Source organism: Micromonospora costi, assembly GCF_003626655.1.
Lineage (GTDB): Bacteria > Actinomycetota > Actinomycetes > Mycobacteriales > Micromonosporaceae > Micromonospora > Micromonospora costi.
Genome location: NZ_RBAN01000004.1, coordinates 771,274 through 797,078, shown reverse-complemented (window position 1 = coordinate 797,078; position 25,805 = coordinate 771,274). Strand labels below are relative to the sequence as shown.

Below are 25,805 nucleotides of genomic sequence, written 5' to 3'. Positions count from 1 at the left end.
CTGTGTCGATTCTGTTCGTGCGTGTTGCCGGTTTCAGGCGGCCGGGTTCGTGCCCGGGTCCACGGGCCGCTTGGATTTCGGGAGCTTGTCGACCACGAGCCGGTAGGAGTCGGTGACGAGTTCCTTCACCAGCTTCTCGTCGAGGCTCGGCCCACCTGCCGCCGTGATCCAGTGCTTCTTGTCCATGTGGTAGCCGGTCGTGATCTCTGCGTACTGCTCGCGCAGCCCAACGGCCTCGTTCGGATCGGCCTTCAGGATCACAACGGGGTGTCCCGGCATGTCGGTCATGAGCATGAAGACCTTGCCGCCCACCTTGTACAGCTCCCAATTCGGGCCGACACGGTGCTCGAACGTCACCTCCGGCAGCTCCGTCGCATACTCGTTCGCGACCTTCTGGAGTTCCTGTCCGTCCATCGCTGATCAACTCCTCTAACGATCGGTTCGCCCGGACCGGGCCACTCAGGCGAAGGTGAACAGACGCTCGGGCTCGAACCGCGACACCGGAGTCTTGTACTGCTTCGCCTCGTCGGGGTAGCCGAGCGCGAGCAGCACGGTGGTGGTGTGTCCGGTCGCGCGGATGTTGAACGCCTTGTCCACGCTGATCGGGTCGAAGCCTTCGAGCGGCATGGCCTCGACGCCGAGCTCGGCGGCTGCCATCATCGTCAGACCCATCACCATGTAGGTCTGCTTCTCCATCCAGTGGTAGGTGTCCTTGTAGCTGTATTGGCGCAGGCTCACGAAGTCGCGGGTCATCGATTCCCACCGCTCCTGCTTCGCCTCATCCGCGAACCGGCCGTCGGCCCGCTCCTTGGCGAACACCGCTTCGAGGTGCTGCTCGGTCACATCGGCCCGAGTGGTGAGGATGATGGTGTGCGAGGCGTTGAGGATCTTCTCGGCGTTGTCCTGGAACCGCTCGCCGAGGTTGGCCGCCAGCCGCTCCTTGCCCTCCTGAGTGGACACGACGTAGAAGTGATTCGGCTGGATGTTCGTCGACGTGGGAGCCGAGCGCAGGAACTTCAGCAGCTGCTGAAGAGTCTCGTCCGGGATCGTCTTGCTGCCGTCGAAGTACCGGCTGAGGTGCTTGCTCATGAGCTTGTCGAGATCCATGTCAGTACTTTCTGTGCTGATGTTGAGGGTTGTGGATGGTGAAAGTCGGATACGGCTAGGGTTTGCGGGCGAGGAGTTCGCCCACCCGGTCGAAGCTGATGCCTGTCGTGGCCGAGGCGATGTCGCCGGCCTTGAGCGCCGCGGCCGCCTGTTCGAGAGCACCCATCGCATGCGTGTAGAGCGCAGGGCCCAGGCTGATGCGCTTGACCCCGGCCCTCTGCAGTTCAGAGACGGTCAGCACCTGGTCCGCCGGTGAGATGAGAACGTTCACGGGCGTCGGCGCGACGGCGGTGACGATCGCGACCAGGGACTCGAGGTCGGGCGGGAACGGCGCGTAGAGCACGTCGGCGCCGACCTCGGCGAAGGCCGTCAGCCGTCGGATGGTGTCATCGAGGTCCGGCCGCCCCTGGATGAAGTTGTCGGTGCGAGCGGTGACGACGATGCGTCGCTTCGCCGCGACGACCGCACTGCGAACCCGGCCTACCGCGTCGTCGAAGTCGCGGATCGGGTCATCGGGATTCCCGGTGGTGTCCTCGATCCCGATGCCGGCCAGCGCGTGCGCGACGGCACTGCTCACAGTCACGGCGACGTCCTCGGCGGTGACGCCGTAGCCGTCCTCGAAGTCACCGTTGACGGGCAACCCCGTGAGCCGGCCGAGCAGCTGTGCGTGGCCGAGATGCTCGTCGCGGGTGATGCTGTGGCGTCCGTCGATGCGACCGAGCGCGGCCGCCAAGGCCGCCGACGACGTGCCGATGGCCTCGAAGCCCGCATCCGCCAGGATCAATGCCGAGACGCCATCCCAGGCGTTCGGCATGACGAGGCCACCGTCTCGGGTGTGCAGTGCCATGAACTTCTCATAGAGCTCAGAGCCCGACATGTCGCTCCTTCCCAGTGCGGTTGATCGGGGCGAGGGTTCGACCGGTCAGGTCGCTGTTCTCGCGAATGTGGTGAGCGCTCATGCCAGGTCGGGGGCCGGGATGTCGACGTCGGTCAGGTTGACGTTGTTGAGATAGTTGGTCAGCAGTGCCCGGACGACCAGCGTGACGATCGCCAAGATTTCCGGATCGGTGTACCCGGCCCCCTGGACGGCCGCGAGGTCGGCGTCACTGACCCGTCCGCGCGTCTCGATCACCCGCTGGGCGAAGCGAGCCACCGCAGCCCGCTTCGGATCGACCGAGCTTCCCGCCCGCGCCAGCTCGATGTCCTCCACGGACATGCCGCCCTTCAGGGATCCGGCCGTGTGCAGCGCCAGGCAGTAGTCGCAGCCATCGGCTTCGGACACGGCCAGCGCGATCGTGTGGCGCGTCCTCGCGTCCAGGAGCCTGCTCGCCTTCGTCTGCACCGTCATGACGAGATCGAGAACGGTCGGGTTCGACGCGAGCATGGTGAACATGTTCGGTACGAAGCCGAACTGCGCGCCGACCTGGTCGAGCGTGCTCCTCACGTCGGCGGAGGGCTCGTCGGCGGGAATGTTCAGGCGTGGCATGGGAAATCCACTCCAGTCCATGTGGGGGTGGTGGGTAACCGACCCGGGTCAAGTTTTGGGCTGCGCGGCCCACTTCCCAGATACAACACCAACGAGACTGGGCTGTCAAGCCCACTCTTGGTAAGCTGTGAATCATGAAGTCCACGACGGCAGCGCCAGAGCCTCGCAAGCTCACCGTGAAGGGGCAGGCGACGCGTGCCCGGATACTGGAGCACGCCGCCGCGCTCATCTACGCCGAGGGCGTCCACGCCACGAACAACGACAAGCTCCGGCGCGCCGCCGGCGTCAGCGGGTCGCAGATCAACCACTACTTCCAGACCAAGGAGAGCCTCGTCCTGGCGGTGATCGAATGGCAGGCTGAACGCGTCCTCGGGCTCCATCGCAGTGAACAGTTCGACCGCTTCGAGAGCCTCGAGGGGTTTCGGAAGTGGGCAGCGTTCTATATCGGGTATGAGCGCGCCTACCACGAGGGCTGCAGCCTCGGGTCGCTCGCCAGCGAGATCATCAAGACCGACCTCGACGTTCACGACGAGCTTGCGGATGCGTTCGCCCAGTGGCGAGAGATCTTCCGCGACGCGCTCCTCCGCCTGCAGCGGCAGGGCCGTCTGAGCGACGAGGCCGACCCCGAGCGGCTCGCGAGCCTGCTCCTCGCCGCCTTCCAGGGCGGCATGCTCCTCGCCCAAGTCGCCCGGGACATCTCCCCCCTCAGGGACGCCCTGGAAGCCGCCCTCGACTACGTCGAGACCTTCGCGAGGTCGCACGACGCCTAGGCGGCTGGAACCGAATCGGCGCCGAGCAGCAACGACGCGCGCTTCGCGGCGCTTGGCCTCCCAGTAACGTGGTCGCCTGTCGCTGCTCCCGACGCGGCTAGCGCCGACCGACATCTCGCGCCGTCGTACTTCGCTGAGGCACCCCGCCGGCATAGGCGAGCGCCGCTCCGGCTGACCTCGGTGGACTGCGGGCGGGGGGCTTGAGGGGTCGCGACGGCGATGAACTTCGTTATGGTCTCCAGTCTGTACTCCCATGCACCCGATCTCCCGACTCTCGGGGAGACGGTCGTGACCGCTACGTACGGAGGCAAGCGTGAAACTTCTTCTCACGTCCGCGGGCGTCCAGAACGCGAGCATCCGCGATGCGCTGGTCGACCTGCTGGGCAAGCCGATCGCCGACTCCAGTGCCCTCTGCATCCCTACGGCGGCCTACCCCATGGGCGGGCCAGCCTCGGCCTGGCGATTCATCACCGGGCAGACCCCGCTACCCATGTGCGACCTGGGTTGGAAGTCGCTGGGCGTCCTCGAGCTGACAGCGCTGCCCAGCGTCGGTGAGGAGCGGTGGGTCCCCTGGGTCCGGGAGGCTGACGTCATGCTCGTGGCCGGCGGCGATGCGACGTACCTGTGCCACTGGATGCGGCAGTCCGGGCTGGCGGATCTCCTGCCGTCGCTGCGGGACACCGTCTGGGTGGGGTTGAGCGCTGGGAGCATGGTGCTGACCCCCCGGGTCGGTGCGGACTTCGTCGAATGGCAGTCCGCGCCCGACGACCGCACACTGGGGGTCGTCGACTTCTCGATCTTCCCGCACCTAGGTCTCGAGCCGGACAACACCATGGCCGGTGCCGAGAGATGGGCGGCCGAGATCGCCGGTCCGGCGTACGCAATCGACGACCAGACGGCCATCAAGGTGACCGACGGCACCGTCGAGGTCGTTTCCGAGGGGCACTGGAGGCGGTTCCCCGCGTAGCCGCGGCCAACAGTGATCGGCGTGGCGAAGCGCCCGCTCATGCCGCAGGTCGCGCGCTGGTCCGGGGACCGGTGCCGGGAGTCGGTAACAGTGACACCCATCCGGTGACCGCTGCCGGGTGGGCGCCGGCGTCGAGGGCTGCTCGGTCTCGCTCCAGCCAGGCGTCGAACGGGTCGGTGAGGGCGTCCTATCCGCCTGCCAGAAATACGGCAATCACGAGGCTGTATATCAAGCAGCGCCCCAGCGTCGAGGTCCCCCTGAGAGAGGCCCGGTAGGGGCCGCGAGTCGCGCGAACGAACCCTGACAGGGCATAGTGTCCCGCGGCGTCATCGGTCGATGTCGCCTGCCCGCGGAGAGGATGGTAGGAAGGTGACGACACGCTTGCGTGCCCGATGGGCCCGGGCCGCCGCATTGATCGCGCTGACCGGGGGGACGCTCGCGGTGTCCGCGGCACCCGTGGCGGGCGCCCCGGCACCCATCAGCATCCTGAGCGTGTCGGCGGAGAACATGGAGCCCGGCGACAAGGTTCGTGTTCAGTTCCGCGTCACGAACAACGGGAGCCGGGCCGAAACGGCCATCGTGGTGGTCAGCGGCGGCCTGCAGTGCACCACCGGCTGCCGGGCGGAGCCGAACCTCAAACCCGGCCAGAGCCAGGACTTCCAGGCCACCCTTGTCGCGCCCCAGGTGCGCGCGGGCGAGATTATCGGTCTCAACATCTCGGTCGGCGTACAGCTCGACGGGGAAAACAGCTTCGACTTCAAGATGGTCTACGTTTACGGCCCGGGCACGTCGCAACCCGCCCCGGGCACGTCCCAACCCGGCGCGGGCGCGCCGCAACCCGGTGCGGACGAGCCATCGTCGGAGGTGGACGGGGTGTCCGGCCAGGTCCGCGACGACAGCGGCAAGGCGATCGGCGGCGTGGCCCTGACCGTCCGGGACAGCGCCGGGCACGAATACCGTACGACGAGCGACCGGAGCGGCCGGTTCTCGATCAAGTCGGGCGCCGGCAAGACGATCGCGGAGGGCCGGATCACGGTCGTCGCGGCCCTGGACGGCTATCGCACCGCCCGCACGACCGTACGGGGCTCCGCCGGTGGCACCGCGACCGTGCGGCTGACCTTGGCCGCCGTGGCCGCGCCCGCCGAGACCTCGCCGTCTCCCACCGCAACGGCGGCAGCGGACGAGGCGCCCGGGCCGGAGACCAGCGTAGCCGCGGAGACACCCCTCGCCCTCGAAGCTGTCAGCGACGAGGACAGCGGTTCGCTGCTGCCGTTCACCCTGGGCGGCCTGCTGGTCGTCGCCGGCCTGGGCACGCTGGCCCTGATGCGGATCCGCCGCCGGAACACGCCGGACGAGCCGGCTCCGCACGCGGCGACTCAGCTGACGGCGCCGGCCGGAGCGGGCATGAGCGACGCACCGACTGCGGTGCTGCACACGAGGCCGCCGGCCGACGGGTTCGCCGGCCCGTACAGCGGGCCTCCGCAGGGCGGCATCCAGCAGCTCAGCCACGACAGATACGGCGGGCCCGCCCTTTAGGGAACCCCTCGGCGAGCGGCGACGGCGAGTCTCGGCAACGGCACTGTCGATGGGGGCGTCGCGAAACGTCCCGGACTCGAGCCGCCGAGCTTCTACCATTCACTGTCAGGATCGCGAGGGTCCCAGCGCGCGGATGTGTGGCGGCCGGCCGGATCGGCTCGACGCTTGCGTGGAGCAGGCGACGAGACCAGGAAGGTACGGAAATGGCGGACGCGATCGGCCGGGACGATCTGGGCCGGCTGGCCGCGGAGGTCGCGGGCCCGGTTTCGCTCCCCGGCGACGAGGCGTACGCGGCGGAGACCGCCACCTGGAACACATCGCTGGTGCAACGCCCGGCCGTCGCGGTCGGTGCCGCCTCGGCCGCCGACGTGCAGGCTGCCGTCCGCTTCGCCGACGCGAACGGTCTGCCGGTCGCCGTGGTCGCCACGGGGCACGGCGCGGTCGTGCCCGCGGACGGCTCGATCATGATCAACCTGCGCCGGATGAACAGTGTCAATGTCGACGCCGAGTCGCGTACGGCGACGATAGGCGCGGCCGTCACCGCCCAGCACCTGATCGACGCGGCGGCCGCGGCCGGCCTGGCGCTGCCGACCGGCTCGTCGCCCAACGTGGGCGTGGTCGGCTACGCCCTCGGCGGTGGGATCAGTCCGACACTCGGGCGCCAGTACGGCTTCGCCGCCGATCATGTGCACGGCGCCGAGATAGTCCTCTCGGACGGCTCGCTTCGACGGATCGACGCGGACCATGAACCGGACCTGTTCTGGGCGATCCGGGGCGGCATGGGGAACTTCGGCGTGGTCACCTCGCTCACCATGGAGCTGGTGCCGGTGACGCGACTGTACGGCGGCGGGCTCTATTTCGCCGGCGAACACGTCGAGCAGGTGGTCCACGCGTTCCGCAGGCTGGTTGCCGACGCCCCGCAGGAGCTGTCGGTCTCGCTCGCCTTCGTGCGGCAACCGTCGTCGCCGTCGGTGCCGGAACCGCTGCGCGGGCGCTTCACCGTCCACGTGCGGATCGCGTACCTGGGGACAGCCGTGCAGGGTCAACGGCTCGTCGCGGACCTGCGCGCCGCCGCGCCGGCCCTGCTCGACACGGTGACCGAGATGCCGTACACGGGGGTCGGCGGCATCCACGCGGACCCGCCCGGGCCGGCGCCGACCTACGAGATGTCGGCCCTGCTCCGCGACTTTCCCGCGGAGGCCGCTCAGGCGCTGATCGCCACCGCCGGCCCCGGCGTCGACACCCCGGTGGGGCTGGTCGAGATCCGCCAGCTCGGCGGGGCGCTCGCCCGCGAACCGCGCGTACCCAACGCCGTCGGCAACCGGGACGCCGCCTTCCAGCTGTCCGCCGCCGCGTTCGGCGCGCCCGGCATGGCGGAGGAGTTCCGTGCGCCGTTGGCCGCGCTCGCCGACGCGACGGCCCCCTGGGCCACGGGCCGTCAGCAGGCCAACTTCCTGACCGGCTACGACACCACGGTCGAGGCGGTGGCACGGGCCTACGACCCGGAGACCTATCGCCGTCTGGCGGAGGTCAAGGCTGCCTTCGACCCGCGCAACATGTTCCGCGTCAACCACAACATCGCCCCGCGGTCGTGAACCCTCGTCGCGAACGTCCCGGGCCGCCGCCGCTCTACCGGCGGCGCCGGGCGTCGGCCTCGACGTCGAGCAGGTCGTTCAGCGTCAGCGCCGAGTTGATCAGGGAGAGGTGGCTGAACGCCTGCGGGTAGTTGCCGATCTGCTCACCGGTCGCGGCGATCTCCTCGGCGTACAGGCCGAGGTGGTTGCTGAAGGTGAACATCTTCTCGTAGGTGAGCCGGGCGTCGTCCAGGCGACCGGCGCGGGCCAGCGCCTCGACGTACCAGAACGTGCACATGTTGAAGGTGCCCTCGTGCCCGGGAAGGCCGTCGGGGGAGTGGATCGGGTCGTACCGGTGGACGAGGCTGTCGGAGACCAGCTCGCGCTCGATCATCTTCAGGGTGGACTGCCAGAGCGGGTCGCTCGGCGTCACGAAGCCGAACGCCGGCATGGCGAGCAGCGCCGCATCCAGCACGTCCTCGTCGTACGCCTGCACGAAGCTGCCGCGTTCCCGGTGGTATCCGCGGGCCATGACCTGGTTGTAGATCCGGTTGCGTTGCTCGGCCCACTGGGTGACGTCCCCGGGGCGGCCGGTGCGGGTGGCGAGGCGGATGGCCCGGTCCAGCGCGACCCAGGACATCACCCGGCCGAAGGTGTAGTTGCGGGGGTGGTGGCGGCTCTCCCAGATGCCGGCGTCGGGCCGGTCCCAGTGGTGGCAGAGCCAGTCGACGAGCCGTACGGTGCTCTTCCAGACCTGGTGTGAGACGCGGATGCCCTGCTCGTCGGCGAGGTGCATGGCGTAGAGGGCCTCGCCGTGGATGTCGAGTTGGAGCTGGTCGGCGGCGCCGTTGCCGATCCGCACCGGCCGGGAGCCGCGGTAGCCCTCCAGGTGGTCGAGGGTCTCCTCGTGCAGGTCGGAGGAGCCGTCCACCCGATACATGATCTTCAGCGGGTCCTGGTGGTCGCCGGCCTCGCGGATCCGCTCGTCCAGCCAGGTCATGTACCGGCTGACCTCCTCGGTGAAGCCGAGGCCGAGCAGCGCGTGCACCGAGAACGAGGTGTCACGTACCCAGGTGTAGCGGTAGTCCCAGTTGCGGGTGCCGCCGACCAGCTCCGGCAGCGCGGCGGTGGGCGCGGCGATCATCGCCCCGGTCGGCGCGTACGTCATGAGCTTCAGCGTGATGGCCGACCGTTCGACCATCTCCCGCCACCGCCCGGTGTAGCGGGAACGTTCCACCCAGCGCCGCCAGTAGTCGCGGGTCCACTCGAACATGCCCTCGACCTCGGCCGGCGGGATGATCCGTGGCTCTGTGCTGGCCGTCTCCAGGACCACGCCGCCGGTGTCACCCTCGTTCAGAATTCCGTACGCGACCAGGTCGCCGTCCTCCAAGCGGATGTCGCCTCGCTGCGAGAACAGCCGCCGCACCGGGTCGACCGGGTTGAAGGCGAGCGTCGCCGACCGGCTGCGGAAGACGTACCCATTCGGGTGCCGCTCCAGGTCGTGCTTCTCCCGTGCGTAGTCGAACCGGGGCCGGCACTCCACCCGGAACCGCATGCTGCCCCGCACCATGTTGACCATGCGGACCAGGCGGTGCGTGTCGGTGACCAGATCGCCGGTGACCGGCATGAAGTCCATCACCTCGGCGACGCCGTCCGCGCTGATGAACCGGGTGATCAGGATCGGAGTGCCCGGCAGGTAGAGCTGCTTGGTGACGTACCGGACGTCGTGCGGGGCGATGCGAAAGTAGCCGCCGCGCTCGCGGTCCAGGATCGCGGCGAAGATGCTCGGCGAATCGAAGCGCGGCGCGCAGAACCAGTCGACCGTCCCGTCGCACGTCACCAGAGCGGCGGTCTGCAGGTCGCCGATGAGCCCGTGATCTTCGATCGCCGGATAGCTCTCCACGCCGCCTCCCGGTCTCCACCGCCTCCTACCCAGTAACCTAGGGGAGGGAATGTCGAGTTCGGCCCGATTCGCGGCCAGCCACCCGCTCGCGCGGCCCGGCGCGCCGCGACGGCCAAGGCCCGATCGGCGAGCCCGTCCGGGTCCCTCTGGCGACGGCCGCGCTTCGGGCTACCTCTCGACCGTCTTCGGCGTCCTCCGGCACCCCGCCGAGCAGGCACGCTCGGCCGACGACCTCGTCTCCGACGGGATCGTCGACCGGTTGTGCCTGCCCGGCCCGGCGTCCGTGCGCCCGTAAACCAGCCACGCCGAGCGCGGTGGTGCTCGCTGTCAGTCGATGGCCTGGTAGACCGTCGCCCAGAAGTCGTGGATGAGCCGCGACGAATCCGGGGTGGACATCCCGACCTGGGTGAGCAGGACTCCGGTGAGCTGGTTGTCCGGGTCGGCGTACGCCGAGGTGCCGGTGCCGCCGTCCCAGCCGAACTGGCCGATGGGCGCGTAGCCGCCACGGTGGGTGCAGACCGCCATGCCGAAGCCCCAGCCGCCGTGTGATCCCTGGCCGGCCGACAGATGGACGATGTCGCGGTACATGGCGCTCCGCGCGGCCTGTTGCGCCGGCGTGAGGCGATTGGTGGTCATCAGCTCGACGGCGGGCCGGGACAGGATCCGATCGCCTCCGTGCACACCGTGGTTGAGCAGCATCTGGAAGTAGGCGTGGTAGTCGTCGACGGTGGAGACCAGCGCACCGCCAGCGCCCTGGAAGGCCGGAGGCTCGCTGAAGCGGCCGCCCGCCGGCTCGTCCCACACGTGGAACTCTCCGGTCTGCGGGTCGGGCCCGTAGAGGGTCGGCAGCCGATCGATCGCCCCGGCGGGCACGTGGAAACCGGTGTCCTTCATGCCCAGCGGATCGAGGACGCGCTCGCGCAGGAACGCCTCCAGCGGCTGGCCCGTCACTCTGGCGACGAGTACGCCGACCACCTCGTTGCTGAGGTCGTACTGCCACCGCTCTCCGGGCTGGTACGACAGTGGCAGCTCGCCGAGGCGGCGCATCCACTCGTCCGGCTCGGGCGCCGGCCCGGAGGCCACGCTGTAGTCGGTCCGCTCGAAGGTCGCGGCCCTGATCGGGGAATCCATCAACTCGAAATCCACCCCGAGCCCGAACGTGGAGGTCAACAGGTCCCGTACGGTGATCGGCCGCCGCGCCGGAACGGTGTCATCCAGCGGGCCGTCGGGCCGCTTGAGAACCTGCCGGTTGGCGAGTTCGGGCAGCCACGGATCCACCGGGTCGTCCAGCCGCAGCCGGCACTCGTCGAGCAGGATCATCGCCGCCGCCATCGTGACCGGCTTGGATGTCGAGGCCATCCGGAAGATCGTGTCCCGGCGCATCGGCGACCCACCGTCATGGCGCATGGTCCCGAGCGCTTCGACGTGCGTTTCACCGCCCCGGCTGACCAGTGCGACCAGCCCCGGAATCTTCCCGGACTCGACGTGCCGTGCGAGCACCTCGCGCACCCTGTCCAGCCCTGACGTGGAGAATCCGCTGTTGCTCTTGCTCATGATCGACCATTCCCTGTTTCGTGACGGTGGGTGTGCGGCGCAGCCCGAGAGCGGGCCACCGGCCCCTTCGAGGCGGCCATGCGACGAGCGTGCACCTTGACCTAAGGTCAAGGTCAACCACGTTGTGATCATGGTTGACCCGCCAACGGCGGTGACAAGGCTGAAGATCGGGAACGGGTGGGCGTTACCCTCGCCTCTGTGACAGCCCGCAACCCGTACCTCAAGGTGGGCGCCACGGTCGTCGGCGGCCGCGACGCGATTCCGGCCACGGGCTTCCGGGCCGTCACCGGCTCGGTGAGCGAGACCGCCGCGGCCCACGGACCGGAGGTCCGCTGACCCGATGGCGGACGGACTCACGATCGGTCAGGCGGCGGCGTTCGTCGGCGTAACGATCAAGACGGTGCGGCACTATCACCGGCTGGGCCTGGTCGCCGAGCCGGAACGCGACAGCTCCGGCTACCGCCGTTACCGGTCGGCCAGCCTGCTCCGGCTGGTCCAGGTCCGGACTTTGGCCGAGGCGGGCGTGCCGCTGGCCGAGATCACCGACCTGCTCGACGCCGGCCCCGAACGGTTCGCCGCCACCCTGGACGACGTCCGTCGCCAGCTCACCGAACGGATCGAGAATCTGATCGCGAGCCGCGACACGCTGCATCGGCTCGCCCACGGCGACCGGGCCCTGCTGCCCGATCGCGCCTGTGCGGTCCTGGACCGCCTCGCCGATCTCGGCTTCGGTCCCGACTACGTGGCCACTCAACGGGAGGCCCTGGTGCTGGCCCGGGCGCTGGTTCCGACGATCTTCGACAGCTTCCTGACCCGGCTCGAACATTCGCTCGATGATCCCGAGTTCGTCGAGCTGACCAAGCGCGGCTGGGAGGCGAGGTCCTGGGATCCGGACGACCCGCGGATCGACGAGCTGGCGTCCGCGCTCGCCGACAAGCTGCTGGCCAACCGCGAGCTGTTGGCGACGCCGGCCGGATTTCAGCGTCAGCCCGACGCCGCCGCCCGGTACGGGCTGGTCAACCACCACCGGGAAGACCAGTTACCGTCCATCGCCCGGTTGAATGTGCTGGTCGAGGCCCACCTGCGCGCGGCCGGCATCGGCATCCCGCATCAGTGACGGCCCCGTCTGGGCCGGAGCGGCGACGAGACACCCGGCACATCGCGGGGAGCGGATGATCGGATCGGACCGCAACGATCGGGCACCGCCGGTGGGTCGCCGGCCAGGATCGATGTCGAGAGGAGGCCACATGATCTCGGCACTCAACCGGCTCGTCGACTTCGTCGAGGAGCACCTCACCGAGGAGTTCGACGCCGACGGATTGGCCAGGGCGCTCGGCACGACCGAGTACCACCTGCGGCGGATGTTCTCGTCTTTGGCCGGCATGCCGCTGTCGGAGTACGTGCGCCGGCGTCGGATGACCGTCGCCGCCGCCGACGTCATCCGGGGTGAGGACGACCTGCTGAGCATCGCGGTCCGGCACGGGTACGGCTCGACCGAGGCGTTCGGGCGTGCGTTCCGGACGGTCCACGGCGCCAGCCCCGGTGACGTCCGCCGCGACGGTGGCCCCCTTCGCACACAACCGCAGCTCAGGTTCCGCCTGACCGTCGAAGGGAGCACCCCCATGGACACCCGCATCGTCGACCGCCCCGCGTTCCGGCTCGTCGGACACGCCACCCGGGTCCCGCTCATCCACCACGGCATCAATCCGCACATCCAGCAGCACATCGCCGCCCTGCCGCCGGAGGAGCACCAGCGGCTGAAGGGCCTCAGCAACACCGAGCCCGGCGGCCTGCTGCAGGTCTCCGACGACGTCGACCCCGACGGCACGGAGGGCACCGAGCTGACCTACCTGCACGGGGTCGCCGTCTCCCGGGACACGCCGGCCCCGGACGACCTCGACGCCATCGAGGTACCGGCCGGCAGGTGGGCGGTCTTCCACACCGCCGGACCCCACCCGCGGGTCCTGCAGGAGACCTGGGCGGCGACCGCCACCGAGTGGTTCCCGTCCAACCCGTGGCGCTTGCGGCCGGGCCCCGCGATCGTCGCGATCCTGGAACGCGCGGACGACTTCAGCACCGCGACCTGCGAGCTGTGGCTGCCCGTCGAGCCCACGGATCCCGCCTGACGAGTCTCCCGCCGGGACCCGACGCCGCTACCGGGCGACGGGTCCCGGCTCGGTCAGACGGGGTGACCCGCCGGCCACCGCCCGTCACCGGCGGAGGGCTAGGGTGATCGGGTGCTGCGTCAGGTCACCGGGATCCGGTACGTCACCCCACTACGCGAGGGCGGTTCGCTGCCCGGCGTGGTCGAGGCCGACGACCTGGGCACCTACGTGGCCAAGTTCAGCGGGGCGGGGCAGGGTCGCAAGGCGCTGGTCGCCGAGGTGGTCTCCGGCGAGCTGGCGCGCCGGCTGGGACTGTCGGTGCCGCGACTGGTGGTGCTGGACATCGACCCGGTGATCGGCCGGGCCGAGCCCGATCAGGAGGTGCAGGAGCTGCTGCGCAACAGCGGCGGCGCCAACCTGGGCATGGACTTCCTCCCCGGCGCGCTCGGCTACGACCCGGTGGCGCATCCGGTGGACGCGGCGCTGGCCTCGCAGGTGGTCTGGTTCGACGCGTACGTGGAGAACGTCGACCGTAGCTGGCGCAATCCGAACCTGCTGATCTGGCACCGGCAGCTGTGGCTCATCGACCACGGCGCCACCCTGTACTTCCACCACAACTGGCCGCGCGCCGGCGCGGTGGTGGGCCGCCCGTACCGGGCCGACGACCATGTGCTGGCCCCGTACGCCACCCGGCTCGCCGAGGCCGACGCCGAGCTGGCGCCGCGGATCACCGCGGACCTGATCACCGAGGTGCTCGCGCTGGTGCCCGACGAGTGGCTGGCCGGGCCGGACTTCGACACCCCCGACGAGGCCCGGGCAGCGTACGCCGACCATCTGAGCCGCCGGCTCGAGCTCAGCGCCTCCTGGCTGCCCACCGGGAGCCCGGCGTGAGGAAACCCTTCGAGTACGCGGTGATCCGGCTGGTGCCCCGGGTGGAGCGGGGCGAGCAGATCAACGTGGGCGTGATCCTCTACAGCCAGGCCCTCGGTTTCCTCGGCGCCCGTACCCATCTGGACGCCGAGCGGGTGCGGGCGTTCGCGCCGGACGTGGACCTGGCCGCAGTCGGTGGGGCGTTGGAATCCTGGGATCGGACCTGCTCCGGCGCCGGCCCGGCGCAACAGATGACGCCGGGGGAGCGGTTCCGGTGGCTGGTCGCCCCGCGCAGCACCATGCTGCAGGCCGGACCGGTGCACATGGGCCTGACCGCCGATCCCGCCGCGGAGCTGGACCGCCTGCTGGACGTCCTGGTCCGCTGACACGTCACCTCGGCGGGCCCGCGACCCGGGTCGGTCGCGGGCCCGGCCCGACGTCACCAGGTCGTGGGCTTGCCCTTCTGGTACAGCCACACGTCGAAGAAGGCGGCGAGGTTCTGCCCGGACTCCCGCTCGGAGAGGGCGATGAAGTCGGCCGTCGCGGCGTGGCCGTACCGGTGGGTGGCCGCCCACTGTCGCAGGATGCGGAAGAAGGCGTCGTCGCCGACCTTGCCGCGCAGCGCGTGCAGGGTCATCGCGCCCCGGTTGTACGGGATGTTGCTGAACATGTCCTCGGGACCGGGATCGGCCAGGACGATCTGCCAGAACGACGACGACGCGGCCCGACCGTAGTTGCTGCTGCTGTTGAACGTCTGGCTGACCGACGCGCCGCCGTTGTACTCGGTGTACATCCACTGGGCGTAGGTGGCGAAGCCCTCGTTGAGCCAGATGTCCGACCAGCGTTCCGGGGAGACGCTGTCGCCGTACCACTGGTGGGCCAGCTCGTGGGCCATGGTGCCGACGCTCGCCGGGCTGGAGAAGATCGGCTTGGTCTGGGTCTCCAGGGCGTAGCCCACGTCGGGCGCCCGGTCGATGATCGCGCCGGTCGAGGCGAAGGGGTACGGACCGAACATCGTGGAGAAGAAGTCGATCATCCGCGGGATCTGTGCCACCGCGGCGGCGGACCCGGAGACCTGCCGTGGGTCGACCGCCACGTAGACCGGGATGCCGTTGGACGTGGTCGACTCGGTGACCACGAAGTTGCCGATGGTGATCGTCGCGAGGTAGGTCGCCATCGGCTCGGTCGAATTCCAGGTGAAGGTGGTCCAGCCGTCCCGGGTCTTCTGCGACAGGAGTTGGCCGTTGCCGACGGCGGTGAGCCCCGCCGGCACCGTCGCGGTGAACCGGAAGGTGGCCTTGTCGGTCGGGTGGTCGTTGGTGGGCAGCCAGGAGGGCGCGCCCTGGGGCTCCCCGGCGATGAAGGCGCCGTCGTCGGTAGGCACCCAGCCTTCGATCGACCCGTCGGGGTCGGTGATCGGGCCCGGTACGCCCGCGTACCGGACGACCACGGTGAACGTGCGTCCGGTCTTGAGCTTCGGACGCGGCGTGACGACCAGTTCCTGACCGCGTCGGACGAAGTCGGGCGCATGCCCGTCGACCGTCAGGGAGGAGATCTCCGGACCGCGGAAGTCCAGGTCGAACCGGTCGAGGTCCTGCGTGGCAATCGCGGTGATGGTGGCGGTGGCATCCATGAACCGGGTCGCCGGGTCGTAGGAGAAGTCGAGGTCGTAGTGCTGGACGTCGTATCCGCCGTTGCCCTGGTCGGGGAAGTACGGGTCGCCGACGCTCGCCGCACCGGCCGAGTACCGGGGGGTTCCCGGGGCGCCGGGTGCCGCGCCGGCCGTGGCCGGAGCGACCACCGACCCGACAGTCACCAGGACGACCGTTGCCAGCGCGGCACCGCGCAAACGTGGGACTGTCATGTGGATCCTCTCCATTGGACTGCCACGGCAGCGGCTGGCCACCAGGGTGTGTAAGCCCTATCCACCCGCACGGACGCGCACGCGTCAAGGTCTGCAGGGCCATCTCGCCGTCACCGTTCGTTCGAATGCTCGAAAACCGGAGAGTCCGAACTTCCACTCCTCGACCCGCGGCCGGAGCCTCCTGCCGCTCGCCATCACGTCATCAACGGATGCCCTCGTTCGGCTGGGTGCGGCGGCAGCAGCATCGACGATGCCCACAATGTGGTACAAATCCCGGAAAGCGGACAGGGCTGGTGGGAGCTGGCGAGCTGATGGCGAGAAGCGAGGCTGCGCGGCTGCTACGGAAGCCAGGGTCGGTTTCAGGAAGGGACCACCGGAGCCACCACTACCGGCGCCGTAGCGACATAGGTGCGCGTAAGTCAGCGCTGCGCGCCTTCCACCACGTCAGATTGGCGGCCACCTGGGCCGTCGGCTCGATGATCTCCCATCCCTCGGCGATCAGCCCGTCGTCGATCCGCCAGATGTCGACGACCGCGATCTCCGGTCCGTCGGGAAGCCAGCGCCGCGAATACACCACGACGTGGTCACCGTCGGCCAGCACCTGGTGGATCTCGACCTGCATGCCGACGAGCGGCACCAGCGCGGCGCGAACGGCGGCGAGCCATTCTCCCTTGGTCGATGTCGTCGAACCCGGCCTGTGGTGGACGAAGTCGTCACTCAGGAACTGGGCGAGCGCGTCGACGTCACCCGTCGCGATCAGCCCTGCCAGCGCCTGTTGGACGATGCTCTTGTTCTCGGTAGTCACCGACGCAGTGTCTCCGCGACCGCCCCGACTGTCGATGAACTCGGATGTCATGGCGTCCGCCCCCATGATGCGTACGCTTCATGATCGTGCACACGGTCGGAGAGCAGTTGCGGCGGTGGCGACACCGGCGCGGCCTCAGCCAACTGGATCTTTCGATCGCGGCGGACGTCTCCGCCCGTCACGTCAGCCTCGTCGAGACGGGTAAGTCCAAGCCGAGCGCCGAGATGATCCTCCGACTCGCGGATCAACTCCACGTGCCGCTACGTGATCGCAACCGGCTCCTGCTCGCCGGAGGCTTCGCGCCCCGGTACGCCGAGCGTCCGCTCGACGACCGCACCATGTCGGCCGTCCACGACGCGGTCCGCAGGGTCCTCCGCGCACACGAGCCGTATCCGGCAGTGGTCTTCGACTGCCGGTGGAACATCGTGATGACCAACCGCGCCGTCGACCCGTTCTTCGCACAGGCGGATCCCGACCTGCTGCGACCGCCCGTCAACCTGGTGCGGCTGGGACTGGACCCGCGCGGGTTCGCTCGCATCGTGGTCAACCTCGCCGATGTGCGCGCGGTGTTCCGCAGCCGGATCTCACGCCAGCTCGCCAGCGCTCCCGACCCCGAACTCGCCGCGCTCTACGACGAACTGTTGGCGCCCGAACCCGACGAGGCGTCGCGCCCGCGGATCGACGCGGACGTCGTGATCCCCATGATCCTTCGCGTGGACGGACGAGAGCTACGGCTGTTCTCGACCATCACCACGTTCGGCACTCCGATGGACATCACGGTCGACGAGATCGCGATCGAGTCCTACTACCCGGCGGACGCGGAGAGCGCGGCGTACTTCACCGGGTAGAGCGGCCTGTGGCGGTAGATCGATTGCGTTGACGGGTCATGCTGAGGCGACCCGGGCAGCGGCCGAGGGGACCCTGTCGCTTGTCACGCGGCGACCCGCCGTCGGGAGCGACGCGCCACGTTCCACCACCAGAGCTGCTGCGCGGCCAGGGTGAGCAGCCCGGCCAGCACGATCGCGGACACGTTGATGACCAGTTGGATCGCGGAGCCGCCCGCCTCGTCCCAGACGCCGTACGCCCCGGCGACCGCGACGTTCGCGGCGGCCGGCACCGTCGTGACCGAGATGAGCACCCCGACGAGGCTGCCGGACTTCTTCGAGGTGAGCGAGAGCATGCCGGCGACCCCGGCCAGCAGCCCGACGACCCAGGAGAGCGCGTCCGGGCGCCAGATGAAACTGGTCAGCGGACGGTCGGCCAGCAGCATCTCCCGGTCGACCAGGCCCACGGCGGTCAGCGCCCAGGTGCTCAGCACCGTGGCCACCATGGCGGCGAGGAAACCCACCACGAGGGCCTGAAGCGACCGCCACACGGTGTCGAACCGCCGGCGCAGGAGCCCCACGCAGATCGCCGCGAGCGGCCCGAACTCGGGGCCGACCACCATCGCGCCGACGATGAGGATCGGCTGGTCGAGCAGCACACCGATCCCGGCGATCATGGTGGCCACGATGATCAGGACCAGGTAGGTGCCGCTCAGTTCGGTCTGCTCCCCGGTCTTCGCGGCCATCTCGTCCCAGACCACCGCGTCGACGCCGCTGCCGGGCGCCTCCCGCGCCGCGCGGTCGGCGGCCACCGAGATGGCCAGCTCGACGTCGTCGGCCGCGATGCCGCCCTGCGCCTCCACGCCCAGCCGTCGCAGGCCCTGCAAAACGCCGTCAGCGCTCTCCCGCACCACGTCGCAGGTGATGAGGTCACCCGCGGGCTGACGGGCAGCGCCCGGAAGCACCACCAGATGCGTCACGCCGCGTTCGGCGGCCAGCAGATCGGTGACAGCCGCCGACTGATCCGGCGTCGCGATCACCCTCAGGTGCAGCACGTTCTCTCCCTCGGCCGACTGGCCGGTCCTCGCTCGCCGTCCGGCCGCCGCGACTCTACCGGTCGACCGGCGGCAGGTGCGGAGCGTGAACGGCCCCGGGGCGTCGTGGTGGGACGCGACGTCGCCGACGCGAACGGAACTCGGTTGCGGGATGACCGGAGGGTCTGAGTAGTGTCGGCGTCATGTCGAGCCCTGAGGCATCCACGGTGGGGGCTTTCGGTCACGCCGTCAGCCCCCTGAACCGCTGAGTTTCCGGTCCGCTTCTTCGCAGTCTCTTCTGCATCGGACGGGACAGTCGCGCGCACCCTCGGGGCGCTGGCCGCGGTGACGAGACGTCTTCCTCTCGTTGTCTGTCACCTCGGAGTTCCTGATGCCTCTGCCGCTCTATCTGCTTGCCGTGGCGGTTTTCGCCATGGGCACCTCGGAGTTCATGCTCGCCGGCCTGGTGCCGGACATCGCTGCGGGCCTCGACGTGTCGATCGGGGCCGCCGGGCTCCTGACCTCGGCGTTCGCGGTCGGGATGATCGTCGGCGCGCCGCTGATGGCGGCGCTTGCGCGCCGCTGGCCGGCCCGGACCAGCCTTCTGTGCTTCGTGCTGGCCTTCGCCGTGACCCACGTCGTGGGCGCCCTCACGGCGAGTTTCACGGTTCTGCTCGTCACCCGGGTGATCGCCGCCCTGGCCAACGCGGGCTTCCTGGCCGTGGCGTTGACCACCGCGGCCACGCTCGTCGCGTCTGATCGGAAGGGGCGCGCGCTGGCGGTGCTGCTCTCGGGTACGACGGTGGCCACCATCGCGGGAGTTCCGGGCGGCGCCGTGCTCGGCACGGTGCTGAGCTGGCGGGCAACCTTCTGGGCGATCGCGCTGCTCTGCCTGCCCGCCGCCTTCGGCGTCGTGAAGGGAATTCCCGGAAGGATCCCTGAGAACGCTCCGGTCGGCTCGTCTCTCCGCGGCGAGATCGCCCAGCTCGCGAAGCCCAGGCTGGTCCTGGTCATGCTGCTCGGCGCCCTGGTCAACGCCGCCACCTTCGCCACGTTCACCTTCCTGGCGCCGATCGTGACGGACACCGTGGGCCTGGACGAGCTGTGGGTGCCGGTCGTCCTGGTGCTCTTCGGCGTCGGGTCCTTCGTCGGCGTCACCCTCGCGGGACGGCTCTCCGATCAGCGTCCCGGCATCGTGATCGCGGCCGGAGGACCGTTGCTGCTGCTCGGCTGGGTCGCGTTGGCGGCCCTGGCTGCCCAGCCGGTGGCGTTCCTGCTCCTCGTCTTCGTGCAGGGAGCATTGTCCTTCGCGCTGGGCAGCACCCTGATCGCCAGGGTGCTCTACGAGGCGGCGGGGGCTCCCACCATGGGCGGGTCGTATGCGACCGCGGCGCTCAACATCGGTGCTGCCGGCGGCCCCGTCGTCGGCGCGGCGACCCTCGGGGCAACTGCCGGCGACCTCGGCCCGGTCCGGGTCAGCGCCGTCCTGGTCGCGGTCGCACTGCTCATCGCCCTGCCGCTCCGGCGATTGGTCGCGCCCCGCGTCCGCCCGGCGATCCGATGACCCAGGAACGCTCTCGTCGACCGCAGAGGGCGGCGACGCCCCGGCGGATCGGTCCCGTCGCCGCTACGGATCGGGATCAGCGGCGTGGCCGTACCAGCCCCGCGTCGAACGCGGCGATCACGAGCTGTGCCCGGTCCCGGACGGCCAGTTTCGCCATCAGGTGCGTGATGTGCGTCTTCACCGTCTTCACCGAGATCACCAGGGCGGTCGCGATCTCGTCGTTCGACAGGCCGCCGCCGATCAGCGTGAGCACCTCGACCTCACGGCCGGTCAGCCCTCGCAGTGCGGGCGTCGGCCGGTCCGGTCGGGGCGCCGTGACGTAGTGGGCGACGAGCCGGGTGAGGATCGACGGCGCGAACAGCGATTCACCACGGTGGGTGCGGCGGATCGCGTCGATCAGCTCGTCGGGGCGGGCGTCCTTGAGCAGGAAACCGGATGCGCCCGCGTGCAGCGCCTCGTAGACGTACTCGTCGAGCTCGAACATGCTCAGGACCAGGACGCGGGCACTGGACAGCGCCGGGTCGGCGCAGATGCGCCGGGTGGCGACGAGGCCGTCGAGGTGCGGCATCCGGACGTCCATCAGGATGACGTCGGGGCGGCTCGTCCGGGCGCAGGCCACGGCGTGCGCACCGTCGCCGGCCTCGCCGACGACATCCAGGTCCGGCTCGTTCTCGATGATCATGGCGAGGCTGCGTCGGAGCAGCGCCTGGTCGTCCACCAGGAGCACCCGGATCCCGCTCACGCCGCCTCGTCCCGGATCCGCGCGGTGACACGGAAGCCTCCGTCGACGGGCTCGGCCGACAGCGTGCCGCCGAGGCTGCCGATCCGCTCCCGCAACCCGGCCAGCCCGTGACCGGCGCCCGGCGAGGCCCGCCACCCGTCGACCGGGCCGGTGTCGGCCACCGTGACCACCACGTACGTCCCGTCCCGGTCCACCCGCACCCCCACGTCCGTCGGCCCGGCGTACCGCGCCGCGTTGCTGAGCGCCTCCCGCACGGTCTTGCAGACGGCGACCTGTACGCCCTGTGACACCGCGCCGAGTGGCGCGACCGTCAGCCGTGCCCGGAGCCCGACGAGCGACGCCCCGTGCACGATGCCGGGCAGATCCTCGAGGCTGTCCACCGGCGCGCGGCGGCCGGCGGCCGATGGCTCCCGCAGGACCGTGAGCATGCGGCGTAGCTCGGCCGTCGCGTGCCGGCTCGCGTCCTCGATGTCGGTGAGCGCCACCGCCACCTCGGCGGGCTTGGGCAGGTGCCGGGTGGCCGCCGCGCGGACGGTGATCAGCCCCAGGCCGTGCGAGACGATGTCGTGCAGGTCGCGGGCGATCCGCAACCGCTCGGCGAGCACCGCCTCGGACGCGGCCCAGGCGGTCAGCCGCGACTCGTAGGCCGCCCGGTCGGCGCGTGACCGGCGTACCGCCCATACCGCGGCAGTGACGGCGCCGCCGACGATCAGCGGCGGCAGGACGACCGCGAGCGGGCCCTGCGCGCCGACCGTACACATGGCCATCGTCAGCACGCTGATCACCACGGCGACCACCGGCACGGCCCTGGACCGCAGAGCGGGGCGCGGATGGGCGTTCACCACGCCGACTGTAGTTCTCAGACCAGGGTCTGAGAGCCCACGGGCCGACGCGGCCGTCGGGATCCGAGAGCGGTCCGATGTGCGCGGGCCCGGATGCCGGTTGACTCAGGCGCATGATCACGATCGATCGCGTCAGCAAGACCAAGGGCAGGACCCAGATCCTGTACGACGTCAGCTTCGAAGCCCGACCCGGCCGGGTCACCGGCTTCCTCGGGCCCAACGGGGCCGGCAAGACCTCGACGCTACGCATCCTGCTCGGCCTGGATCGTTCGCAGAGCGGGACCGCGCTGATCTGCGGCCGCCCGTACCCGAAACTGGACCGTCCGCTCACGACGGTCGGCGCGCTGCTCGACGGCAGCGGCGCGCACCGGGCCCGCACGGCCCGCGCCCACCTGCGCTGGGTGGCCGCCAGCAACGGCCTGCCCGACTCCCGCGCCGACGAGGTCCTGGAGGTCGTGGGCCTGACCGGCCACGCACGGAAGCGCGCCGGCCGCTTCTCCCTCGGCATGAGCCGCCGGCTCGGGCTCGCCACCGCGCTGCTCGGCGACCCCGAGGTCCTGGTTCTGGACGAACCGGTCAACGGCCTGGACCCGGCCGGAATCCGCTGGATGCGCGAGTTCCTCCGGGACAGCGCCGCGCAGGGACGTACCGTCCTGCTCTCCAGCCACCTGATGGGCGAGCTGGCCGAGATCGCCGACGACGTCATCGTGATCGACAAGGGCCGGATCGTGATCCACGGCGACCTCGCCGAGGTCACCGGCGACCATCGCACCCTGGAGGACGCCTTCCTCGCGCTGACCGCCACCGAGGCGGGTGGCCCGTGGTGAGCCTGGTCCGCGCCGAACTCCGCAAGCTGCTCGGCCTGCCCACCGCCTGGGTCGGCCTGGTGCTGGGCACGCTCCTCGCGCCCGTGGTCGTCCTGCTCAACGCGCCGTACACCCGCCGTGCCATCGCCGCCGGCACCCTCACCGACACGTCCGACCTGGGCCTACGCGACCTGGGGATCGGCCTGATCGGTCCGATGGTCCTCGGCGTGATCGTGGTGAGCAGCGAATACACGTCCACGGGTAAGGACGCCCCGGGCGCCCGCCAACTCACCGCGACGCTCACCGCCGTGCCCGACAGGCTGCGTCTGCTCGCGGCGAAGACCACCGCGCTCGTGCTGGTCGTCGCGGCGCAGGCGTCGGTCACCGCGGTCGTCACGCTCACCCTCACCCAGGTGCTGCACGGCGAACACGTGCCGGCACCGGCGCTCACGCGGGTCGCCGCCGCCGTCCTCTACTGGACGCTGACCGCACTGCTGGCGTACGCGATCGCGCTGATCACCCGCAACGGCATCGTGCCGCTGACGCTGCTGATCATCAACAGCTCCGTCGTCTCCGTGTCGTACCTGCTGACGAAGGTCACCGACCTCGCCGCGTACCTGCCGGACATCGTCGGCGCGCGGATGTTCATCCGCGGCGCGGACTTCCCCGTCGCGATCGCCCCGGTGACCGCCGGACTGGTGATGACGGCCTGGGTCGTGGCGTTACTGGCGGTCGGCGCCGTCCTGTTCCAGCGGCGGGACGTATGACCACCGCCCGAGCTGAACTGCGCAAACTGCTGACCCTGCCGTCGCTGCGCCGGACCGCGCTGCTGACCTGGGCCGCCAACCTGCTGCTGACGTTCGCGTACGCGGCCGCCGAGTCCCGCGGTGAGCCGCTCGGCGATGACCCGGCCCTGGCCCCGCTCGGGTACACCCAGGCCGGTTTCCTGGTGCTCGGCGTACTGGCGGCCGTGTCCGAGTACCAGGAGGGCGACCAGATCCGCACGACGCTGCTCGCCATGCCCCGGCGCCTGCCACTGCAGGCCGTGAAGGCCCTCGCGCTGGCTGCCCTGACGCTCCCGGTGGCCGCCGCAACGGCCGCCACCAGCTCCCTGCCGGCCGGTGGGGCCGCGTGGCTGCCGGCCGCGACCGCGTACCTGACGCTCACCACATTGCTCGGCGCGGCGGTCGCCGGCGTCGTCCGCCGCGCAGTGCCCGCCGTGGTGCTCCTGCTGTTCGTGTACGTCATCGCCGGTCCGGTGCTGCGGGCCCGGTTCGGCGCGAGCGCCGCCTACCTGCCGGACACCGCCGCCGTCGACCCGTCCCGCGGCGCCGCCGCCACCATCACCTGGACACTCGCTGCCCTCACGCTCGCCGCTCTCACCTTCGGCCGCCGCGACGCCTGACACTTCCGCTCGGTGAGCGAATCCGCAGGTTCCGGGCCGGCTCGCCCGCGGTGACGCGTTCGGGCGTGGGAGGCACAGATTCCCAGGTCCCGTACGGTGGGGTCGTGGCGGGTAGGCGGCAGCGGCGACGGCGACGTCGCCTGGTGCGTGTGCCGCTGGTCAAGGTCGCGGAGACACCGCCACGCCGTCTGCGTCAGCGCAGCGGCCGGGTGGGTTACTGGCTGCGACGCCCGGAGCCGAGTCTGCTGGCCGCAGCGGTGTTCACGGTGATGTTCCTCGTGTCGGCGATCGTCGAGCAGGACTGGGTGCCGCTGCTCGGGGTTGCGTTGTGCGGCGGCGGTGGGCTGTTCGTGTGGTTCTTTCGCGAGGGAGCCGCCTACAACGCCGAACGCTGGCGGCAGGGGTACGAGGACGTCTATTAGGGCAACGTCTGGCCGCGCCTCGCGGGCGCTTCCGAACCTTCCGGTGGGCTATCCGCGCAGGTCGCGCCGTTGGTAGCCGATCGCTCCGAGCAGGGAGAGCGCGACGGCGGTGGTCAGCATGACGGCTGCGGCGGGCCAGTTCGGCGGTAGGTCCGGTACGGGTGCGAGGTGCGTGAACGGGGACAGCCGATCAACCCACGGTGGAGCGCCGGTGCTGTCGGCGAGGACGTGAAGGAGGAACCCGCCGGCCGCCGGCAGCGCTCCGACGAGCGCGACGGTACGAGGCGCCCAGCCCAGCGCGAGCACCGCCGCGCCCAGGCACAGCAGCGCGACAGCAAGGACGTTGACGGCGCCCGCAAGGGCCGCGCCGAGTCCCAGTGGTGCGTCCACAGCGGCCGAGCCGGCCCAGGTGGCGAAGCCCGCGCTGATGGCGAGAAACACGGTGCCCGCAGTGGTGACGGCGACCTCGGCGGTCAGCAGCCGCGTGCGGGTGACGGGTTGGGCGTACAGCAGGGTCATCCGGCGGTTGTTCTCGTCGGCGGCGGTGGTGGCGATCCGGACGGCGGCGAACACGCCGATCGGGATCGCGAGCAGCGCGAACAGGGCGGCCACGTAGCCGTCGACCGTACCCAGGCCGCCGAACCCGGCGTGGGAGGCGAGGTCGGCGAAGCGGGCGTTGTCGGCGAGGAAGTCGGTCATCGACACGGCGAGCAGACCGATGAGCAGGTAGTACGAGGCGATGCCGGTTGCCCAGCCGAGCAGTGGGCGCGCCAGACGCCGGGTGGCGAAGCCCGGTACCGAACCGAGTAGCCACAGTCGGGGCGGGCGCCCCGCCGGGGCGGCGAGCCAGCCGCCGCGTACGTCGCGACGCCGGGCGGCGAACACAGCCGCGACAAGCAGGCCGACGGCGGCGACCGTGAGCACGGCCAGTGGCATGACCCGGTTCGCCGCGTACGGCTGCGCCAGCGCGGTCAGACCGAACGGCGACAGCCAGCGCAGCCAACCGAGCGCGTCGATGCCGTCGCCCACCATCCGCATCAGGAGCGTGGCACCGAGCAGAGCGACGGCGGCGCCGGTGGCCGCGCCCCGGGCGGGGAGAATCTGGGCGGCCAGGGTGCCGGCGGCGGCGAAGGAGACCCCGACGAGGGCCACGCCCGCACCGTGCAGCACGGCGCCAACAGGCGCGGTGCCGACAGCGATGAGGGCGCCAGCGGTCGCGAGCCCGGCTGCCAGGAGCGCCCCGGCCAGGACGACGAGGTGCCGGGCCACGATCGAGGCCACCGGGGCGCGGCCGGCGGCCAGCAGGTCCCATCGGCCGGTGTCTTCCTCTCCCCGGGTGATCCGGGTGGCGGTGAGGAGCCCCCAGACGCCGACCAGCACGCCGAGCACGGTGCCGGTGCGCCAGACCGTGAACCCGCCGGGATCGTCCAGGGCGACGGGTTCACCGAACAGCGTGCGGACGGCCGGGTTCTCGGCCAGGGCAGCGAGTGCGGCAGCGTCGAGCGCGTCGCCGACGGTGCCCGCATAGGTGGCGGCGACCATCGCGGACATCCCGGCGACCAGCACGATGACGATCGACGCGCCGCGTCGGATCTGTCGCAGCGCGAGCGTGGCGATCACCCGTC

The 25,805-nt window shown here is 70.5% G+C and carries 27 protein-coding genes; 15 read left to right on the top strand and 12 right to left on the bottom strand.

Annotation, left to right across the window (positions count from 1 at the left end; all coding sequences use genetic code 11):
* Positions 1 to 33 precede the first annotated feature (33 nt).
* From D7193_RS25600 to D7193_RS25585, 4 genes are all read right to left on the bottom strand, one after another.
* Positions 34 to 414 (bottom strand): MmcQ/YjbR family DNA-binding protein, encoded by a 381-nt coding sequence (locus D7193_RS25600; RefSeq protein WP_120782094.1) that lies wholly within the window; start codon positions 412 to 414, stop codon positions 34 to 36.
* 45 nt (positions 415 to 459) lie between these two features.
* Complete coding sequence (locus D7193_RS25595; protein ID WP_120782093.1) at positions 460 to 1,107, bottom strand: nitroreductase family protein; 648 nt, start codon at positions 1,105 to 1,107, stop codon at positions 460 to 462.
* Between the two features lie 55 nt (positions 1,108 to 1,162).
* Positions 1,163 to 1,984, bottom strand: a complete 822-nt coding sequence (locus D7193_RS25590; protein ID WP_120782092.1) for an isocitrate lyase/PEP mutase family protein — start codon at positions 1,982 to 1,984, stop codon at positions 1,163 to 1,165.
* 78 nt (positions 1,985 to 2,062) lie between these two features.
* Complete coding sequence (locus D7193_RS25585) at positions 2,063 to 2,593, bottom strand: carboxymuconolactone decarboxylase family protein (protein ID WP_120782091.1); 531 nt, start codon at positions 2,591 to 2,593, stop codon at positions 2,063 to 2,065.
* A 134-nt stretch (positions 2,594 to 2,727) separates the two neighbouring features.
* On the opposite strand from D7193_RS25585, the gene D7193_RS25580 reads away from it, so the two are divergent.
* From D7193_RS25580 to D7193_RS25565, 4 genes are all read left to right on the top strand, one after another.
* Positions 2,728 to 3,363 (top strand): TetR/AcrR family transcriptional regulator, encoded by a 636-nt coding sequence (locus D7193_RS25580; RefSeq protein WP_120782090.1) that lies wholly within the window; start codon positions 2,728 to 2,730, stop codon positions 3,361 to 3,363.
* A gap of 313 nt (positions 3,364 to 3,676) precedes the next feature.
* Positions 3,677 to 4,330, top strand: a complete 654-nt coding sequence (locus tag D7193_RS25575; RefSeq protein ID WP_120782089.1) for a Type 1 glutamine amidotransferase-like domain-containing protein — start codon at positions 3,677 to 3,679, stop codon at positions 4,328 to 4,330.
* 369 nt (positions 4,331 to 4,699) lie between these two features.
* Positions 4,700 to 5,866 (top strand): carboxypeptidase-like regulatory domain-containing protein, encoded by a 1,167-nt coding sequence (locus D7193_RS25570; protein ID WP_120782088.1) that lies wholly within the window; start codon positions 4,700 to 4,702, stop codon positions 5,864 to 5,866.
* A 203-nt stretch (positions 5,867 to 6,069) separates the two neighbouring features.
* The gene (locus D7193_RS25565; protein ID WP_120782087.1) at positions 6,070 to 7,461 is read left to right on the top strand and encodes an FAD-binding oxidoreductase; all 1,392 of its coding nucleotides are present in this window, start codon (positions 6,070 to 6,072) and stop codon (positions 7,459 to 7,461) included.
* Positions 7,462 to 7,495: 34 nt separating this feature from the next.
* Here the strand turns inward: D7193_RS25565 and D7193_RS25560 are convergent, their stop codons facing one another.
* Positions 7,496 to 9,343 carry a glycoside hydrolase family 15 protein gene (locus D7193_RS25560; protein WP_120782086.1) on the bottom strand — a complete coding sequence of 616 codons (1,848 nt, stop codon included), beginning with the start codon at positions 9,341 to 9,343 and terminating at the stop codon, positions 7,496 to 7,498.
* A gap of 327 nt (positions 9,344 to 9,670) precedes the next feature.
* Positions 9,671 to 10,897, bottom strand: a complete 1,227-nt coding sequence (locus tag D7193_RS25555; protein WP_120782085.1) for a serine hydrolase domain-containing protein — start codon at positions 10,895 to 10,897, stop codon at positions 9,671 to 9,673.
* 198 nt (positions 10,898 to 11,095) lie between these two features.
* Here D7193_RS25555 and D7193_RS33535 point away from each other — a divergent pair, with 198 nt between their 5' ends.
* From D7193_RS33535 to D7193_RS25535, 5 genes are all read left to right on the top strand, one after another.
* Entirely contained in the window at positions 11,096 to 11,233 is a 138-nt protein-coding gene (locus D7193_RS33535; RefSeq protein ID WP_158674859.1) for a hypothetical protein, read from the top strand.
* A 4-nt stretch (positions 11,234 to 11,237) separates the two neighbouring features.
* Positions 11,238 to 12,014, top strand: a complete 777-nt coding sequence (locus D7193_RS25550; RefSeq protein WP_120782084.1) for a MerR family transcriptional regulator — start codon at positions 11,238 to 11,240, stop codon at positions 12,012 to 12,014.
* Between the two features lie 130 nt (positions 12,015 to 12,144).
* Positions 12,145 to 13,023, top strand: coding sequence for an AraC family transcriptional regulator (locus tag D7193_RS25545; protein WP_174242724.1), 879 nt, complete (start codon positions 12,145 to 12,147; stop codon positions 13,021 to 13,023).
* 111 nt (positions 13,024 to 13,134) lie between these two features.
* Positions 13,135 to 13,893 carry a HipA family kinase gene (locus D7193_RS25540; protein ID WP_120782082.1) on the top strand — a complete coding sequence of 253 codons (759 nt, stop codon included), beginning with the start codon at positions 13,135 to 13,137 and terminating at the stop codon, positions 13,891 to 13,893.
* Positions 13,890 to 14,258: a DUF3037 domain-containing protein gene (locus D7193_RS25535; RefSeq protein ID WP_120782081.1), complete on the top strand. Its 369-nt coding sequence runs from the start codon at positions 13,890 to 13,892 to the stop codon at positions 14,256 to 14,258. Before D7193_RS25540 ends, D7193_RS25535 begins: the two co-directional genes overlap by 4 nt.
* A gap of 53 nt (positions 14,259 to 14,311) precedes the next feature.
* Here the strand turns inward: D7193_RS25535 and D7193_RS25530 are convergent, their stop codons facing one another.
* Both D7193_RS25530 and D7193_RS25525 read right to left on the bottom strand, forming a co-directional pair.
* Positions 14,312 to 15,736, bottom strand: coding sequence for a M1 family metallopeptidase (locus tag D7193_RS25530; RefSeq protein WP_120782080.1), 1,425 nt, complete (start codon positions 15,734 to 15,736; stop codon positions 14,312 to 14,314).
* Between the two features lie 385 nt (positions 15,737 to 16,121).
* Positions 16,122 to 16,541, bottom strand: a complete 420-nt coding sequence (locus D7193_RS25525; RefSeq protein ID WP_120782226.1) for a nuclear transport factor 2 family protein — start codon at positions 16,539 to 16,541, stop codon at positions 16,122 to 16,124.
* Positions 16,542 to 16,621: 80 nt separating this feature from the next.
* Here D7193_RS25525 and D7193_RS25520 point away from each other — a divergent pair, with 80 nt between their 5' ends.
* Positions 16,622 to 17,389, top strand: coding sequence for a helix-turn-helix domain-containing protein (locus tag D7193_RS25520; protein WP_174242722.1), 768 nt, complete (start codon positions 16,622 to 16,624; stop codon positions 17,387 to 17,389).
* 83 nt (positions 17,390 to 17,472) lie between these two features.
* Here D7193_RS25520 and D7193_RS25515 read toward each other — a convergent pair whose 3' ends face one another.
* Positions 17,473 to 18,420 carry a DUF389 domain-containing protein gene (locus tag D7193_RS25515; protein WP_120782079.1) on the bottom strand — a complete coding sequence of 316 codons (948 nt, stop codon included), beginning with the start codon at positions 18,418 to 18,420 and terminating at the stop codon, positions 17,473 to 17,475.
* A 370-nt stretch (positions 18,421 to 18,790) separates the two neighbouring features.
* On the opposite strand from D7193_RS25515, the gene D7193_RS25510 reads away from it, so the two are divergent.
* Positions 18,791 to 19,963, top strand: a complete 1,173-nt coding sequence (locus tag D7193_RS25510) for a Cmx/CmrA family chloramphenicol efflux MFS transporter (protein WP_120782078.1) — start codon at positions 18,791 to 18,793, stop codon at positions 19,961 to 19,963.
* A gap of 76 nt (positions 19,964 to 20,039) precedes the next feature.
* Here the strand turns inward: D7193_RS25510 and D7193_RS33955 are convergent, their stop codons facing one another.
* Entirely contained in the window at positions 20,040 to 20,705 is a 666-nt protein-coding gene (locus D7193_RS33955) for a response regulator (protein WP_206611975.1), read from the bottom strand.
* On the bottom strand, positions 20,702 to 21,547 hold the full coding sequence (locus D7193_RS33950; RefSeq protein ID WP_206611974.1) for a sensor histidine kinase: 846 nt from the start codon (positions 21,545 to 21,547) through the stop codon (positions 20,702 to 20,704). Before D7193_RS33950 ends, D7193_RS33955 begins: the two co-directional genes overlap by 4 nt.
* 113 nt (positions 21,548 to 21,660) lie before the next feature.
* Between D7193_RS33950 and D7193_RS25500 the strand changes: the two genes are divergently transcribed.
* The 4 genes from D7193_RS25500 (at position 21,661) to D7193_RS25485 (ending at position 24,180) form a co-directional block, all read left to right on the top strand.
* Complete coding sequence (locus tag D7193_RS25500) at positions 21,661 to 22,374, top strand: ABC transporter ATP-binding protein (protein WP_120782077.1); 714 nt, start codon at positions 21,661 to 21,663, stop codon at positions 22,372 to 22,374.
* Complete coding sequence (locus D7193_RS25495) at positions 22,371 to 23,120, top strand: ABC transporter permease (RefSeq protein WP_120782223.1); 750 nt, start codon at positions 22,371 to 22,373, stop codon at positions 23,118 to 23,120. Before D7193_RS25500 ends, D7193_RS25495 begins: the two co-directional genes overlap by 4 nt.
* Complete coding sequence (locus D7193_RS25490; RefSeq protein WP_120782076.1) at positions 23,117 to 23,758, top strand: hypothetical protein; 642 nt, start codon at positions 23,117 to 23,119, stop codon at positions 23,756 to 23,758. The genes D7193_RS25495 and D7193_RS25490 overlap by 4 nt, the downstream gene beginning before the upstream one ends.
* A gap of 104 nt (positions 23,759 to 23,862) precedes the next feature.
* A complete protein-coding gene (locus D7193_RS25485; protein WP_147434451.1) occupies positions 23,863 to 24,180 on the top strand; it encodes a hypothetical protein in 318 nt (105 codons plus the stop codon).
* A gap of 48 nt (positions 24,181 to 24,228) precedes the next feature.
* Here the strand turns inward: D7193_RS25485 and D7193_RS25480 are convergent, their stop codons facing one another.
* The gene (locus D7193_RS25480; RefSeq protein WP_120782222.1) at positions 24,229 to 25,800 is read right to left on the bottom strand and encodes an ABC transporter permease; all 1,572 of its coding nucleotides are present in this window, start codon (positions 25,798 to 25,800) and stop codon (positions 24,229 to 24,231) included.
* Positions 25,801 to 25,805: the final 5 nt, after the last annotated feature.

Coding starts and splice junctions, on each gene's coding strand:
- D7193_RS25600 (WP_120782094.1), bottom strand. CDS start 414: ATGGACGGACAGGAACTCCAGAAGGTCGCGAACGAGTATGCGACGGAG.
- D7193_RS25595 (WP_120782093.1), bottom strand. CDS start 1,107: ATGGATCTCGACAAGCTCATGAGCAAGCACCTCAGCCGGTACTTCGAC.
- D7193_RS25590 (WP_120782092.1), bottom strand. CDS start 1,984: ATGTCGGGCTCTGAGCTCTATGAGAAGTTCATGGCACTGCACACCCGA.
- D7193_RS25585 (WP_120782091.1), bottom strand. CDS start 2,593: ATGCCACGCCTGAACATTCCCGCCGACGAGCCCTCCGCCGACGTGAGG.
- D7193_RS25580 (WP_120782090.1), top strand. CDS start 2,728: ATGAAGTCCACGACGGCAGCGCCAGAGCCTCGCAAGCTCACCGTGAAG.
- D7193_RS25565 (WP_120782087.1), top strand. CDS start 6,070: ATGGCGGACGCGATCGGCCGGGACGATCTGGGCCGGCTGGCCGCGGAG.
- D7193_RS25555 (WP_120782085.1), bottom strand. CDS start 10,897: ATGAGCAAGAGCAACAGCGGATTCTCCACGTCAGGGCTGGACAGGGTG.
- D7193_RS25550 (WP_120782084.1), top strand. CDS start 11,238: ATGGCGGACGGACTCACGATCGGTCAGGCGGCGGCGTTCGTCGGCGTA.
- D7193_RS25545 (WP_174242724.1), top strand. CDS start 12,145: ATGATCTCGGCACTCAACCGGCTCGTCGACTTCGTCGAGGAGCACCTC.
- D7193_RS25530 (WP_120782080.1), bottom strand. CDS start 15,736: ATGACAGTCCCACGTTTGCGCGGTGCCGCGCTGGCAACGGTCGTCCTG.
- D7193_RS25520 (WP_174242722.1), top strand. CDS start 16,622: ATGATCGTGCACACGGTCGGAGAGCAGTTGCGGCGGTGGCGACACCGG.
- D7193_RS25510 (WP_120782078.1), top strand. CDS start 18,791: ATGCCTCTGCCGCTCTATCTGCTTGCCGTGGCGGTTTTCGCCATGGGC.
- D7193_RS25500 (WP_120782077.1), top strand. CDS start 21,661: ATGATCACGATCGATCGCGTCAGCAAGACCAAGGGCAGGACCCAGATC.
- D7193_RS25490 (WP_120782076.1), top strand. CDS start 23,117: ATGACCACCGCCCGAGCTGAACTGCGCAAACTGCTGACCCTGCCGTCG.